Raw genomic sequence first — 14,860 nt, 5'->3', positions numbered from 1 at the left:
TCACGCTGCGCAATCAGCCCGTGAGCTGCCCGGCCAGCAGCAGGTAGCCAGGCAGCCAGCCTGTGAGCACGCCCTGCGCAATGCACAGGGCGCCCGTCACGCGGCCGATGTTGCGGCCCAGGGCCAGCAGCACGAAGAACATGGCCCACAGCACGGCCCAGGCCGCCCAGTTGGCCGCCATCCACCAGTCGATGGCGGTGCGCGCGCCCAGCAGGGTGTCAATGGCCACGGGCACGGCGGTGATGGCCACGAACAGGCTGAACCAGCCCAGGCCCCGGCCATCGGCGCCCGTGAAGCGGTTGATGGCCACCCACAGGTAGGTGAAGGCGAACAGCAGGGTCAGCGCGCCGGTCTTGACCGAAGCCGCATCGGGCTCGGGCCCGAAGGCGGAGGCCAGGCCGATGATCAGCGAGACCAGGCCCGCGAACACGTTGATGACCCAGATCTCCCGGTCGGCGATGCGCCCCAGCATCCACAGGCCGTTCAGGCACAGCACGGCGCCCACGTAGAACAACGACAAACCCAGCCACATCGCAAGTCTCCTTTTGCTTTTTTGCTTTGAAGTGCCTTGCGCGCCGTGTTCATTTCCCGGAACGAGCGCGCACGGCAAGGCGCCGCCGCCCCGTGGCCGGGTGCAGCGGCGTCCGTGAAACAGTTCATCCCCGGGCCCGCCCCTGGTGGGCATCTGCGTGCTGGCGGAAGGGTCCGCTGCAGAGATGCCGCCTGTGATCCAGGGCAGGTGCACCGGCGCGGCCCTTGCCGGGCACGCGGCGGTGGAGTGTGCCGGCAGGCGGTGCTGCCGGTCTTTGGCGCCGGTCCTTGTGCCTCAGGCCGCCTGCGTCTGCAGGCGGCGGCGGGCGCGTTCCAGCTGCTGCGCCACCTGGCGCGGGTTCATGCCGTACATGTCGGCAAAGCCGGCTTCTGAGGTCTGGCCGCTGGCCTCGAAGGCGCGCAGCAGCGCCTCGTCGCGTGCGGTGCGCGCATCGGCCTCGGCCAGTGCCTCGGCCACCAGGGTGTTGGTGGCCTCGTCACGGCCTTGCACGCGCGCCGCGTAGTCGTCGCGCGACAGGCCCGATGCCTCGTAGGCCGCGATGATGCGGTTGCGCAGCTTGGGCGCCAGATCTTCGGGCGAGCGGTGCTGGCGGCGGCGGAAGACTTCGATCAGCGCATGGTGCACATGCTCGGGCGCCATGGCCTCGACCGACTGGCCCTGCAGGTCATGCCGGGCCTGGCCGCTGGCCACCACGGTGAGGTAGCGGCTCGAGCGCGTGTGCTGGGACAGGGCCAGCTTGAGCTGGTCGCGGTCAATGGCTTCAGGATGGGCGGCCAGCAGGTCTTCGAAGATGCCGCGCTTGAGCGGCAGCGGCTGCTCGCCGAACAGGTTCGGATGCCATTGGGCCAGTTGCGCCAGCAGCGGGTGCTGGGTGCGCACGGGCCTGGAAGCGTTGGCCTCGGCACTGGCGGCCGTGCCGGATGCGGCGTCGGCGGCAGGCTCGGTGGCCTTGCCCTTGTTGCGGCCACGTCCGCCACGGCGCGAGCGCTTGCGGCCCTGGCCATCGGCGCTGGCTGCAGCCTGCGGCTCGGTGCCGGCAGCGGCGTCCGCCGGCAGCGCGGCGCTCTGTTCTTGCGGTTCAGACACGGATTCAGTCATGGCGGAGCACGTGGGCTTGGAGAAAACGAAACCCCGCATCATGCCAGCATTGCAAAGTCTTGCGCGGGCATAGGCCCCACGGCGTCGCGCTGGAGGCACAGATGCGCAGTCGGTACGCGGCGGGTCTCAGGCCAGCAGGGCCTCGTCCAGCACCTCGATCCAGTGGCGCACGGGCAGGTCCGTGCCGTTTTGCAGGTGGACGATGCAGCCCATGTTGGCCGAGAGGATGGCGGCGGGCCGCCGGGCATCGAAGCCTTCGGTCAGCGCACCGATCTTGCGGTCGCGCAACTGGTGCGAGAGTTCAGGCTGCAGCACCGAGTAGGTTCCCGCCGAGCCGCAGCACAGGTGCGACTCGGTGCGCGCCACGCGCAGCTCGAAGCCCAGCCTGGCCAGATGGGTTTCCACGCCGCCGCGCAGCTTTTGTCCGTGCTGCAGCGTGCAGGGCGGGTGGTAGGCCATGGGCGCGGCCGGTGCGCGCACCCTGCCCTGCAGGCGCTCGGCCAGCTCGGGCAGGAGCTCAGGCAGCAGCTCGCTCAGGTCGCGCGTGAGGGCGCTGATGCGGGCTGCCTTGTCCGCGTACTGCGCATCGTCCTTGAGCAGATGGCCGTATTCCTTGACGGTGACGCCGCAGCCCGAGGCATTCATGACAATGGCCTCCACCGCGCCGCTGTCCACCTGCGGCCACCAGGCGTCGATATTGGCGCGCATCTGCGCCTTGCCGCCTTCCTGGTCGTTGAGGTGGAATTTCACGGCGCCGCAGCAACCGGCCTTGGGCGCGATCACGGTCTGTATGCCGGCCGCATCCAGCACGCGCGCGGTGGCGAAGTTGATGCGCGGCATCATGGCCGGCTGCACGCATCCGGCCAGCAGCAGCACCTTGCGCGCATGCTCGCGCACGGGCCAGGCGCCCGCATCCTGGGGCTGGGGCACTTTCTCGGCCAGGACTTCGGGCAGCAGGCCGCGCACGGCCTGGCCCAGCTTCAGGGCCGGGGCGAACAGCGGCGAGTTCAGCCCCTCCTTGAGCGCCCAGCGCCTGGCGCGCTCGCCGAAGGGGCGCGGCACCTGTTCCTCGACGATCTTGCGGCCTATGTCCACCAGGTGGCCGTACTGCACGCCGCTGGGGCAGGTACTTTCGCAGTTGCGGCAGGTCAGGCAGCGGTCCAGGTGCTGCTGGGTGGCGCGCGTGGGCGTCTCGCCCTCCAGTACCTGCTTGATCAGGTAGATGCGGCCACGCGGCCCGTCCAGCTCGTCGCCCAGCAATTGGTAGGTCGGGCAGGTGGCCGTGCAAAAGCCGCAGTGCACGCACTTGCGCAGAATGGCTTCGGCCTCCTGGCCCTCGGGCGTGGCGCGGTACTGGGGAGCGAGTTGGGTCTGCATGGTGGGGCTCTTGTTGTATGGGTATCGGGGAACGGTCAGGCACGGCAGCCGGACGCGGCGGTCACGCGCGAGGCGCGGCCCGCCGGCCCAGCAGCAGGGGCAGCCGCGCACGGTCGGCCCACAGCGGCGGCAGGGACAGCAGGCACAGCACCACGGCCAGCGGCACGACGAACACAAAGCCCAGGTGCCGGAAACCCAGCGCACCCGCAATGCCGCCCAGCAGGAACATGGACAGCAGCCCTGCGAACAGCCGCAGCCGCACATGGTTGGCGTGGACCCGGTGCTCGGGCGGGCTGCCATGGCGGTTCCAGTAGAGCGCGCGGCCCAGCTCCATGCCCAGGTCGGTGATCACGCCCGTCATGTGCGTGGTGCGGATCTGCGAGGACGACATCTTGGTCACCGTGGCGTTCTGCAATCCCATGATGAAGGACAGCAGCAGCACGGCCAGCGGCACGGCGAACGGCGTGGGCCAGGCCAGCATGGCCGCGCCCAGCACGCCGAAGAGCAGCATCAGCGCGGCTTCCAGCAGCAGCGGCAGCGCATAGCTGCTGCGCAGCCGGTGGTGGCGCGCCCAGTTGACCAGCAGCGACGTCGCGGCCGCGCCGCACAGAAAGGCCAGCAGCGCGCCGCAGGCACTGAGCACCAGCGCCGTATTGCCCAGCACGAGGTTGTCGGCCAGCAGCGAGACAAAGCCCGTCATGTGCGAGGTATAGGAGTGCACCAGCAAAAAGCCGCCCGCATTCACCGCACCCGCGTTGAAGGCCAGCAGCAGGCCCAGCGTGCGGTTGCTGGCCACCGTGCGGTGCCGGTCCGTGAGCAGGTGCAGGTGGTGGCGCATGCGCATGGGCGGAGCCAGGCGTTGGCCCGGCCTACCAGGCGGCGGCCAACCGGCCGCGGTTGAAGATGCCCGCAGGATCGAAGGCCTGCTTGAGCCGCGCATGCAGCGCGGCCGTGGCATCGGCCGCCTGGGCGTCGAAATCGGGCTCGGCGCCGGGCTGTTCTGCGGCATCGGAGCGGAACAAGGTGGCCGATCCGCCCGCTGCTTTTGCCAGCGCGCGCAGCGCATGGCCCAGCGCACGCGGCGCCTGTACCCAGCGCAGTGCGCCGTGCCATTCGATCAGCGGCCCCGTGCAGCCGTCCGGCAGCGCCAGGGCCGGAGCCGTCTGCGGCACGGACAGGCGCCACAGCGCATGGCCCGGCGCGCGTGCGGTGAACCAGGGCAGCTGCTGCTCGCGGCAGGCCTGCCAGTCGGCCGCAGCACTGTGCATGCGCTCGCCACCCAGGCGCTCGCAGGCCGCCTGCACGGCGGCACGCGCGCCGCGCAGGCGCAGGTACAGCACGCCCTGGGCTGCGCCGTCTTCCTGCAGCCAGCAACTGGCATTGAGCGGCAGCGGCTGCCCGCCCCAGGCATTGAGCCAGTCCAGCGCCTGCTGCTGAGTGCATTCGAAGCGCAGCGTGGCCTCGGCAGGCGCCACGGGCAGCACCTTGAGGCTGACCTCGGTGATCAGGCCCAGCGCGCCCCAGGAGCCCGCCATCAGCCGCGAGACGTCGTAGCCCGCCACGTTCTTCATGACCTGCCCGCCGTAGCGCAGCAGCTCTCCCTGGCCGTTGATCATCTCCAGCCCCAGCACGAAGTCGCGCACGGCGCCCACGCTGGCACGCGAAGGCCCGGACAGGCCGGCCGCCACCATGCCGCCCACGGTGGCGCGGCCTGCGTCTTGGCCATCGAAATGCGGAGGCTCGAAGGCCAGGCACTGCCCCTGTGCGGCCAGCAGGGCCTCGACCTCGGCCAGCGGCGTGCCGGCGCGCACGGTCACGACCAGCTCGCTGGGCTCATAGCTGACCACGCCGGCCAGCGCCCGCGTGTCCAGCAGCTCGCCCTGCAGGGCCAGGCCGTGAAAATCCTTGGTGCCGCCGCCGCGTATGCGCAGCGGCGTGGCGTCGGCCGCAGCAGCGCGCACGCGCTGGGCGATCTGGAGGAGGTGGCTTTGGGCTGAATCCATGGCCTGCATCGTAGCGGCTGGGCCCTTTTGCGCCTCGGTGCGGACCCGTGAATTTTTTGAACGGTGCGCTTGAAGTTCTGCGGGCGGCGCAAAACAGCCGGGACGAAAAAGCAAAGACGCCATCTCTGCAGCGGCTCCAAAGCAAAAAAGGCCCCGGTGCAAGCACCGAGGCCAATCCGCAATGAACTCTCTGGAAACCGATCAGCGGTAGTACGCCACCTCGCCGTGCGTGGTGATGTCCAGACCCTGGCGTTCGGACTCTTCGCTGACGCGCAGGCCGACGACCAGGTCGCAGATCTTGTAGGAGATGCCAGCCACCACGCCGGACCAGACGATGGTCAGCAGCACGCTCTTGACCTGCACCCACACTTGATGGCCCATGTTGAAGTCTGCGGGCTCGATGCCGCCCAGGCTGGAGGCGCAGAACACGCCGGTCAGGATGGCACCCAGGATGCCGCCCACACCGTGCACGCCGAACACGTCGCAGACGTCATCGACCTTGAGCAGCTTCTTGAGGCCCGACACACCCCACAGGCAGACGGGACCGGCGATCAGACCCATGACGATGGCGCCCATGGGGCCCACGAGGCCGGCCGCCGGGGTGATGACCACCAGGCCGCCCACGGCGCCCGAGGCGGCGCCCAGCATCGAGGCCTTGCCCTTGTGCAGGGCTTCGGCAGCCAGCCAGGAGATGGTGGCGGCGCCCGTGGCGACGATGGTGTTGATGAAGGCCAGGCCGGCAATGCCGTTGGCAGCACCTGCCGAGCCGGCGTTGAAGCCGAACCAGCCCACCCACAGCAGCGAGGCACCGACCATGGTCAGCGTCAGGCTGTGCGGAGGCAGTGCCTCGCGGCCGAAGCCGATGCGCTTGCCCAGCATGTAGGAGCCCACCAGACCGGCGATACCGGCGTTGATGTGCACCACGGTGCCGCCGGCGAAGTCCAGCGCGCCGTCCTTGCCCAGCAGGCCGCCACCCCAGACCATGTGGGCCATGGGGATGTAGCTGAAGGTGAACCACAGCACCGAGAACAGGATCACGGCCGAGAACTTGATGCGCTCGGCGAAGGCGCCGACGATCAGGGCCACGGTGATGGCGGCGAACGTGGACTGGAAGGCCACGAACACGTACTCGGGAATGGTCGGCAGCGCGCCGGCCAGCGTGTCGGGTGCAATGCCCTTGAGGAAGATCTTGCTGAAGCCGCCGAAGAAGTTGCCTTCGCCGGCAAAGGTCAGCGAGTAGCCGTAGACGGCCCACAGCAGCGTGATCAGCGAGAAGATCACGAACACCTGGCAGAGCACGGACAGCATGTTCTTCGTGCGCACCAGGCCGCCGTAGAACAGTGCCAGGCCCGGGATCACCATCAGGATCACCAGCATGGTCGAGGTCAGCATCCAGGCCGTGTCACCGGCGCTGAGTGCGGGGGCCGGCGCCTCGGCTGCGGCCGCGGCGGCGGGGGCTGCTGCAGCGGCTGCATCGGCAACGGCTGCAGCGGCGGCGGGCTCCTGTGCCAGGGCAGCGGCGCCTGCGGCCAGCAGGCCCAGCCCCAGGCCCATGGAAAGAAGTCGTTTGGTCATGGCAGTCTTTCGGGAAACGAGGGGTTGAAACTCACAGTGCGCTGTCGCCGGTCTCGCCGGTACGGATGCGGACGGCCTGCTCGATGGGCAGCACGAAGATCTTGCCGTCACCGATCTTGCCGGTGCGCGCAGCGGCCTCGATGGCATCGATCACCTGGTCCACCAGCGCGTCGGGCACGGCGGCCTCCAGGCGCAGCTTGGGCAGGAAATCGACCACGTATTCCGCGCCGCGATACAGCTCGGTATGGCCCTTTTGGCGGCCGAAGCCCTTGACTTCGGTCACGGTGATGCCCTGCACGCCGATGTCGGAGAGCGCCTCGCGCACCTCGTCGAGCTTGAAGGGCTTGATGATGGCGGTCACCAGTTTCATGATGCTTTGCTCCTCAGGTCCGGTTACAGGGTCTTGGTCAGCGTCACGATCAGGCGCGCCTTGTTGACGTCACCGAAGTACGACTTCTTGTTCGCACCCGTCACGGCCGCGCCCAGCGACACGCCGTCGCCGAAATCGTAGGCACCGCCCACGCTGTAGTCCATATAGTTGGGCACGCCCAGGCCCTTGATGTCGCTGGCAAAGCGGGTGAAGCCCAGCGATGCCTTGACCGTCACCTTGGGTATCACTTCCTGGGTGAAGCCCAGCCACAGGTAGCCGGTGTTGCGGCCCGACAGTCCCGAGCCGGCCTTCTCGCCGGCCCAGCCGAAGTAGTCCTTGGACACGGTGTGCGAGTACTTGGCCGTGAACGGTCCATAGGTGGCCGCGCCATACAGCTCAGTGGTGTTGCCACTGGAATTGCCCGAGTACAGGTACTGCAGCGCGCCGAAGTCCAGGTCCACCTCGCCGGCCTTGAACTTGTAGCCGCCGTAGAAATCGGTTTCCAGCGAATTGCGGGGGAGCCAGTCCACGCTGGAGTTCCAGTTGCCGATGTACCAGCCGCTGTCGCCGAAGGTGTAGTCGAAACCGCCTTGCAGGGCAGGCTTGACGGCCTTGTTGCGTCCCGTGTCCTGGTCCTGTCCGCGGAACTTGTAGTTCGTCGTCAGGGACACATTGGCCGTGAGCTGGGCGTGGGCCCAGAGCGGAGCGATGGCGACACAGGCGATGGCGAGCGACTTGAGGCTGGCACGGGACATGGGATCCTCCGGTTTGAAAAATTTCGTGACAACCGGGTTAAGCACGGACCGTGCCAGTCTTTTGATGCCGGGGCGTGCGCCTTTCCGGCTCCCCAATGCGGCGCTGCAACACACAGCGATGCACCGGCTTTGTGCAAAAAATGTGCACCGATGCGGCGATAGCGGGCACTCACATGGCGCATCATCAAAAATGCACCAAGATAGTGCATATCACATTGCAATCCTGCTTGCTCTGCCCTAAGAGGCCTGGTATTGCTAGAACGCACTGTAAGCAGGGACTCTCAAAACGCCTGCATCGGGGTATTCCGATATCGATGATTTTCCAAATAAACACCACCTTGCATCCCAGATAAGGCAATTGCTTACATATCCAGGATATTTCCGACCCCTCATTTGATTGCCCTATGGCCATCGGCTTGTCTATGATCCCCGCTCACCAAGAGCAGGGAGGCCGCCCCAGGGCGGCGCGCACTATGACACGCCGAGTCACCATACACACGCCATTGGGCGAGCAGCTGCATTTCCGTGAATTGCGCGGCCAGGAAAACATCAGCCAGCTCTTCAGCCTCGATGTGGAAATGCTCAGCGAAAGCGAAAGCATCGATCCCAAGGCCCTATTGGGCAAAAACGCCACCATCCAAATAGAAACCCAGGGCGGTGGCAGGCGCTTCATCGACGGCATCGTCACCCGCTTTGGCATGCAGGGCCAGGACCATCGCCACTACGCCTACAAGGCCCGCCTGAGCCCCTGGCTGTGGCTGGCCACGCGCAAGAGCGACTTTCGCATCTTCCAGAACCAGACCGTGCCCGACATCATCGAGCAGGTATTGGGCGTCTATGGCCATCCGCTGCAAAAGAAACTCACGCGTGCCTATCGCAGCTGGGACTACTGCGTTCAATACAACGAAAGCGATTGCGACTTTGTCTCGCGATTGATGGAGCACGAAGGCATTTACTACTTCTTCGAGCATGCCTCGGGCCAGCACACCCTGGTGCTGTGCGACGACATCATTGCCTCGCACAGCGTATTGCCCGGGGGCGCCTCCATTCCCTTTTATCCCCCGGAAAAAGCCGCTGCAGGCGATCAGGAAAACATCCACGCCTGGCAGCTGGAGCAGGAAATCAAATCGGGCCGCCATTACAGCGACGACTACGACTTCAAGAAACCCCGGGCCGACCTCACCCACCTGCGGCGCGACCCGCCGGGCCACGCCCATGACGGCCACGAAATCTACGAATGGCCAGGCGGCTACACCCAGCTGAGCGACGGCGAGGACTACATCCGCGTGCGCCTGAAGGAAAGCCTCACGGGCCAAAGCCGGGTGCGGGGCCAGTCCTGCCACCGGGCGCTGGCCACGGGCTACACATTCAGCCTCTACAACTACCCGCGCGGCGACCAGAACCAGCAGTACCTGATCACGGGCCTGAGCTACCACCTCAAGGAAAACCCCCGCGTCAGTGCCGTGGCCCCGGGCGCCAAGGGCAGCGCCGCGGAGGACGGCTCCTTCCAGCGCTACGAGTTGCAGGCCCAGCCCACGAGTCTTGCCTACACGCCACAGCGCACCACGCCCAAGCCGCGCACCACGGGCCCGCAGACCGCCGTCGTCGTGGGCCCGGCCGGAGAAGAAATCTGGACCGACGAATACGGCCGCATCAAGGTGCAGTTCCACTGGGACCGGCTGGGCGGCATGAACGAGAACTCCAGCTGCTGGATCCGCGTGGCCACGAACTGGGCGGGCCCGGGGTTCGGGGCCATCTCCATTCCGCGCATAGGGCATGAAGTCGTCGTCGACTTCCTCAACGGCGACCCTGACTACCCGCTGGTCACGGGCTGCGTCTACAACGCGGCCAACATGCCGCCCTGGGCGCTGCCGGCCAACGCCACGCAATCGGGCATCAAGACCAGATCGAGCAAGGGCGGCGCCGCAGGCGCGGGCCTGAAGAACGGACCGGGCGACGCCAACGCCATCCGCTTCGAGGACAAGGCCGGTCAAGAACAGCTGTGGCTGCACGCGCAAAAGGACCAGCTCACCGAAGTCGAGAACGACGAGGACAAATGGGTCGGCAACGACCGGCGCAAGACGGTGGACCGGGACGAGACCAGCGTCATCCACCGCGACCGCACGGAGACCGTGGACCGCGACGAGACCATCACCGTGCACAACAACCGCACGGAGCGGGTGGACCACAACGAGAAGGTCAGCATTGGCGACAACCGCAACGAAGATGTTGGCATCGACGAGAACATCTCGATCGGCAAGAACCGCAGCAAGACCATCGGCAAGACCGAGACCGACAAGATAGGCCAGAACTGGCACGTCACGGTCGGCCTGCTCAAGACACAGACCATAGGCATGGCCTACATGCAGAACGTGGGTGTGATGAAGATGATGAACATCGGCGTCAACTACATGGAGAACATCGGTGTGGCCATGCAGACCACGGTCGGCATGAGCCAGAACCTCACCGTGGGGCAGGAGCGCCAAGTCAAGGTCGGCAGCAAGCAAAGCACGGAAGTGGGCTCGCAGTACTCGCTGACCGTGGGCGGTGGTGGCGGTGGCGGTGGCGCGGGAGCCGGTGGCGGCATGGCCATGAACATCACGGCGCCCGGTGGCGGTGGCGGTGGTGGCGGCGGCAGCGGTGGAGGCGGAGGTGGCAAGGCCTCCCAGCTCACCATGGATGGGCAAAGCATTGAGCTCAACGCCGCCAAGATCCGGCTCGAAGCCCAGCAGGAAATCCTGCTGACCTGCGGCAAAAGCACCATCCGCATCACGCCCGGCGACATCCAGATTCTCTCGCCCACGGACCGGCTCAACTGCTGAGGCCCGCATGTCCTGCAGCCCCTGCATTCCCCGCATCCGCCGTCCCGTTCTCTCTCACCTCTCCAGGAGCAGCCTCGCATGAGTGGCCAACCCGCAGCCCGTATCACCGACAGCGTCGTCAAGGGCAAGATCGTCACCGGCTCGCTCACCGTGCTCATCGGCAGCCAGGGCGGCCTGGCCTGCTCCGTCTGCCCAGGTGGCATCACCGTCAGCTCCCCCGTCAACCCCCAGCTGGGCGCCAAGGTCCTGCTGGGCGCACAAGACCTGGACTTTGCCCTGCCGTCGGCCGCGCTGCCTGTGGCCTGGCAGCGCCAGTACAGCAGCTACGTCAACCCCGAGCACGGCGCTGCCTGCGGCCTGCTGGGCCATGGCTGGCACCTGCTGCAGGAGCTCAGCATCCGCCTGCAGGACGAGGCCACCTTGCTGCTGGACGCCAGCGGCCGCGTCATCACCTTCGACCAGCCCCTGGTGCCGGGCGGCCAGCTGCACAGTGCCAGCGAAGACATCTGGCTGCTGCGCGGCGGCAGCACGGAGCCGGACGGCGGTACTGCGCCCTGGGCCGCCAATCCTCGCTGGTCGCATGTGGAGCAGGCACTGGTGCGCAACCCGCAAGCCATCCTTGCGGTCAGCGGTGATGGGGACACGCTCTGGGGCTTTGGTCCTGCGCCCGGTGAACCTGCCCGGGATTGTGCACAGAGTCCCTGGCGCCTCATGGCCCAGATCGACCGCTTCGGGCGCCGCCAGCTCTACCACTACAGCGACGGCACCACACCCGAGGCCGGCCACAGTGCGAGCAAGGACCTCATCCCCGCAGGCCGCCTGGTCTCGCTGAGCGACGGCACAGGCCGGCGCTACCGGCTGCTGCACCAGCGCATCCATGGCGGCAAGGACGCGCAGGGACTGAACGGACTGTGGGGCGCCGACGACGGCTGGCGGGTCACAGGCGTGGATCTGGTGCAAGACCCGATGCATCCCCTGTCCGCGCCCATCGCCCTCGTGCGCTACGGCTACAGCAGCGCAGGCGACCTCATCACCGTCCACGACCGCGCAGGCCAGCTCGTGCGCGAATTCGAATGGGACCACCACCGCATCAGCGCCCACCGCCATGCCAGCGGACCCTGGCACCGCTACCGCTACGAGAGCGCCCAGCCCGGTGCCCGCGTCATCGAGCACAGCAACCAGGAAGGCCTCAGCTACCGCTTCGACTACCTGGCCCAACCGCCGGGCCCGGACGGCCAGCCGCGTGCCGCCACCCGCGTCAGCGACAGCCTGGATCGCATCGAGACCTACTACTTCGAAGGCGCAGCGGGCCTGTCGCGCCTCATCGCCCACCACAAGGCCGATGGCAGCCGCTGGCTGCAGGCCTACGACAGCTTCGGCCGCCTGGCCTCGCGCACCGACCCGCTGGGGCGCAGCGTGCACCTCAGGCGTGATGGCCAGGGCCGGCTCATCGGCGTGCAACTGCCCGACGGGCGCAGCACCCAGCAGGAACACGACGAAGCCACCGGCCGCCTGCTGCAAAGCACTGACACCGCAGGGGCCACCACCGGCTACCAATACGACGCCTGGGGCCGCCTCACCCAGATCACCCAGGCCGATGGCAGCACCGAGCGCTACCACTACCCCGATCCCCAGGAAGCGCCGCTCACCTGCGACAGCCCCCGGCGCATCGAAGACGCGCAGGGCGGCAGCAAACAGCTGGCCTGGAGCGACGCGGGCCAACTGCTCAGCTACACCGACTGCTCGGGCCACAGCACGCACTACCACTACGACCGCTGGGGGGCGCTCATCGAAGTGGACAACGCCCTGGGCCAGCGCCAACGCCACCAGCGCGACGGCCAGGGCCGCATCGTGGCCAGCGAACTGCCCAACGGCCAGATCGAGCGCTACCACTACGACAGCGCAGGCCACCTCACGCGCATCGATCCGGCCCAGCCTGCGGGCACCTCCAGCGAAACCCAGACCGCCGACCCCAGCATCCACCTGCGCTACGACCTCTGGGGCAGGCTGGTCCAGCGAACACATGGTGGCCTGAGCCTGTCCTTCGAATACGACAACGCTGGCCGCCTTCTGCGCCTCGTCAACGAGAACGGGGCGCAAAGCCGCTTTGCCTGGGACGCGCTGGACCGGCTCGTGCAGGAAGAAGGGTTTGACCAACGGCTGCAGCGCTACCGCTGGGACGCGGCAGGCCAGCTCATGGAAGCCACGGACGGCAACGCCGCGCAGCAAAGCAGCAGCCACTACCGCTGGGACGAAGGCGGGCGCCTCGCCGAACGCCAGCTGCCCGCCACGCCCCATGCGCCCGCACAAACCCACCGCTACGAATGGGATGCCGCCGGGCGCCTCACGGCGGCCAGCGTATGGCAGCACACCGGCGAGAACACCGCAGAGAACACCATCCAACTGCAAAGCCGCATAGCACTGGAGCGCGACGCCCTGGGCCGCATCACCGCAGAAGTGCAGCAGCTGTACCGGCCTGGCAAGGACGGCAACAGGAACGGGAGCGCAGACCAGATCGAATACGAACACCGCATCGCCCACACCCTGGACCCCCTGGGCGCACGCCAGCACAGCCAGCTGCAAGGCCTGGGAGAGATCGCCTGGCTCACCTACGGCTCAGGGCATGTGCATGGACTGCAGCTCAACGGAGCCAGCCTCATCGACTTCGAGCGCGACAACCTGCACCGCGAAGTCCGCCGCAGCCTGCACCCACCCACCGCCGCAGCAGATGCGCAAAACTCCCTGCAGGTGCAACGCCAATGGGACAGCCTGGGCCGCCTCACGGCCCTGGGCACCACGGGCCTGCAAGCGCTGCAGCACACTGACCTGACAGACACCGGCGCCCAGGTCCACACCCTCATAGGCCAGATCCTCGGCCGTCGCTACCACTACGACAGCCTGGGCCAGCTCGTTGCCATCGAACAGGCCGGCGCCCCGGGCCAGGCCGCGCAGCTGCTGCGCTACGGCTACGACAGCGCAGGACGCCTCAGAGCGGCCACCGACAGCCAGGAGCCCCAGACCACCACCCGCTGGCAGATCGACCCTGCCGGCAACCGCCTGCCAGCACCCAGCGCTCCGGGCCAGACGAACACCCAGGACAACTGGGCTGCCCAGGTCCACGCGCACTGGCGGCACACCGACTTCAACCTCATGGGCCTGGCCCACCTTGCAGGCCAGCGGCAAGGCCCGTGCAGCGCTGGGAAGACAACCGCATAGGCTTCACCGAAGACCGCGTCTGGCGCTACGACCCCTGCGGCAACCGCATCGCGCAAATGCAGGCGGACCACAGCCAGCAGCAACTGCACTACGACGGAGCCCACCAGCTCATAGCGGTGCGCAGCAGCCAGATCCAGGGCAACGCCGAGCAACTGCGCCACCACAGCCGCTACACCTACGACGCCCTGGGCAGGCGCCTGAAGCAGCAGGTCGAAAGCGCGGACTCCACAGAATCCACCCGCACCCACTACTACGGCTGGGACGGCGACCGCCTCATCCACACCGAACGCCAGCAGCATGGCGACGACACCCGCCACATAGAACACACCATCTACGAACCCGGCAGCTTCACACCCCTGGTGCGCCTGAGCACCACGGCCAGCGGCGACCCGCAAAGCGAGCCCCACCTCCTGGTGCAAGCCATCACCGCAGGCCTGCCCGACCAGGACGACCCCAACCACACGCCGGCCCTGGCCCTCATGCAAACCATGCTCAGCGCCATGCCGCGCGACATGCAGCAAGACGCCGCCCGCCACCTGCGCCACACCCTGGAGCACGGCCTGCCGCCCAGCGCCCAGGCCATGCTGGGCGAACAGGCAGACAGCACTACACGCCTGCTCAGCGGCATGCAGGCCCAACTGCAGAAACAGGAAAAAGAACAGCACGCCCGCATCGCCATCCACCACTACCACTGCGACCATCTGGGCACGCCCATGGCCCTGACGGACCAGACCGGCCAGGTGGCCTGGGCCGCAAAGCTGGACCCCTGGGGCAATGTGCTGCGGGAGTACAACCCGCAGGGCCTGCACCAGGCGATCCGGCTGCCGGGGCAGCACCATGACAGGGAAACGGGGCTGTATTACAACCGGCATCGGTATTACGATCCGGTGGTGGGGAGTTATGTGAATCAGGATCCGATTGGGTTGACTGGAGGTGCAAATATGAGCAGCTACCCAACAAATCCTGTGGATTGGATTGACCCACTGGGATTAAATAAGATGGGGAGAGGTAAAAGTGGTTTTTATGGGCAAAAGCCTAAACCTCCGGTAAAGCCAGATCCAACATCAACGGGGAAAATTGCTGAAGGCTGG

General features: G+C 67.2%; 10 protein-coding genes and 1 pseudogene. 3 read left to right on the top strand and 8 right to left on the bottom strand.

What is annotated here, in order from left to right; all coding sequences use genetic code 11:
• Positions 1-13: 13 nt before the first annotated feature.
• From CLV01_RS01920 to glcE, 5 genes are all read right to left on the bottom strand, one after another.
• Positions 14-532 carry an AmiS/UreI family transporter gene (locus tag CLV01_RS01920; protein ID WP_013800183.1) on the bottom strand — a complete coding sequence of 173 codons (519 nt, stop codon included), beginning with the start codon at positions 530-532 and terminating at the stop codon, positions 14-16.
• Between the two features lie 294 nt (positions 533-826).
• Positions 827-1,693, bottom strand: a complete 867-nt coding sequence (locus CLV01_RS01915; protein WP_034397802.1) for a ProQ/FinO family protein — start codon at positions 1,691-1,693, stop codon at positions 827-829.
• 84 nt (positions 1,694-1,777) lie between these two features.
• Complete coding sequence (gene glcF, locus CLV01_RS01910) at positions 1,778-3,028, bottom strand: glycolate oxidase subunit GlcF (protein ID WP_099735006.1); 1,251 nt, start codon at positions 3,026-3,028, stop codon at positions 1,778-1,780.
• A 61-nt stretch (positions 3,029-3,089) separates the two neighbouring features.
• Entirely contained in the window at positions 3,090-3,872 is a 783-nt protein-coding gene (locus tag CLV01_RS01905) for a YoaK family protein (RefSeq protein ID WP_012202244.1), read from the bottom strand.
• 25 nt (positions 3,873-3,897) lie between these two features.
• The gene (gene glcE, locus CLV01_RS01900) at positions 3,898-5,040 is read right to left on the bottom strand and encodes a glycolate oxidase subunit GlcE (protein WP_099732486.1); all 1,143 of its coding nucleotides are present in this window, start codon (positions 5,038-5,040) and stop codon (positions 3,898-3,900) included.
• 38 nt (positions 5,041-5,078) lie between these two features.
• On the opposite strand from glcE, the gene CLV01_RS29035 reads away from it, so the two are divergent.
• Positions 5,079-5,216, top strand: a complete 138-nt coding sequence (locus CLV01_RS29035) for a hypothetical protein (RefSeq protein ID WP_156179898.1) — start codon at positions 5,079-5,081, stop codon at positions 5,214-5,216.
• Positions 5,217-5,232: 16 nt separating this feature from the next.
• On the opposite strand, the gene amt is transcribed toward CLV01_RS29035, so the two are convergent.
• From amt to CLV01_RS01885, 3 genes are read right to left on the bottom strand one after another with little or no spacing between them, the layout of a single operon-like run.
• Positions 5,233-6,606, bottom strand: a complete 1,374-nt coding sequence (gene amt / locus CLV01_RS01895; protein ID WP_170962109.1) for an ammonium transporter — start codon at positions 6,604-6,606, stop codon at positions 5,233-5,235.
• Between the two features lie 31 nt (positions 6,607-6,637).
• Positions 6,638-6,976, bottom strand: a complete 339-nt coding sequence (locus tag CLV01_RS01890; RefSeq protein WP_012202241.1) for a P-II family nitrogen regulator — start codon at positions 6,974-6,976, stop codon at positions 6,638-6,640.
• A 23-nt stretch (positions 6,977-6,999) separates the two neighbouring features.
• Positions 7,000-7,731, bottom strand: a complete 732-nt coding sequence (locus CLV01_RS01885) for a TorF family putative porin (RefSeq protein WP_099732487.1) — start codon at positions 7,729-7,731, stop codon at positions 7,000-7,002.
• A 473-nt stretch (positions 7,732-8,204) separates the two neighbouring features.
• Here CLV01_RS01885 and tssI point away from each other — a divergent pair, with 473 nt between their 5' ends.
• Together tssI and CLV01_RS01875 are read left to right on the top strand one after the other, a co-directional pair.
• Positions 8,205-10,553, top strand: coding sequence for a type VI secretion system Vgr family protein (gene tssI, locus CLV01_RS01880; RefSeq protein ID WP_099732488.1), 2,349 nt, complete (start codon positions 8,205-8,207; stop codon positions 10,551-10,553).
• 78 nt (positions 10,554-10,631) lie between these two features.
• Positions 10,632-14,761: pseudogene (locus CLV01_RS01875) on the top strand (RHS repeat-associated core domain-containing protein); the annotation flags it as partial.
• Positions 14,762-14,860 lie beyond the last annotated feature (99 nt).

This window comes from Delftia sp. 60 (genome assembly GCF_002754395.1).
GTDB classification, from domain to species: domain Bacteria; phylum Pseudomonadota; class Gammaproteobacteria; order Burkholderiales; family Burkholderiaceae_C; genus Comamonas; species Comamonas acidovorans.
The sequence above is the reverse complement of the archived record's forward strand: the minus strand, read 5'-3'. Positions and strand labels throughout refer to the sequence as shown.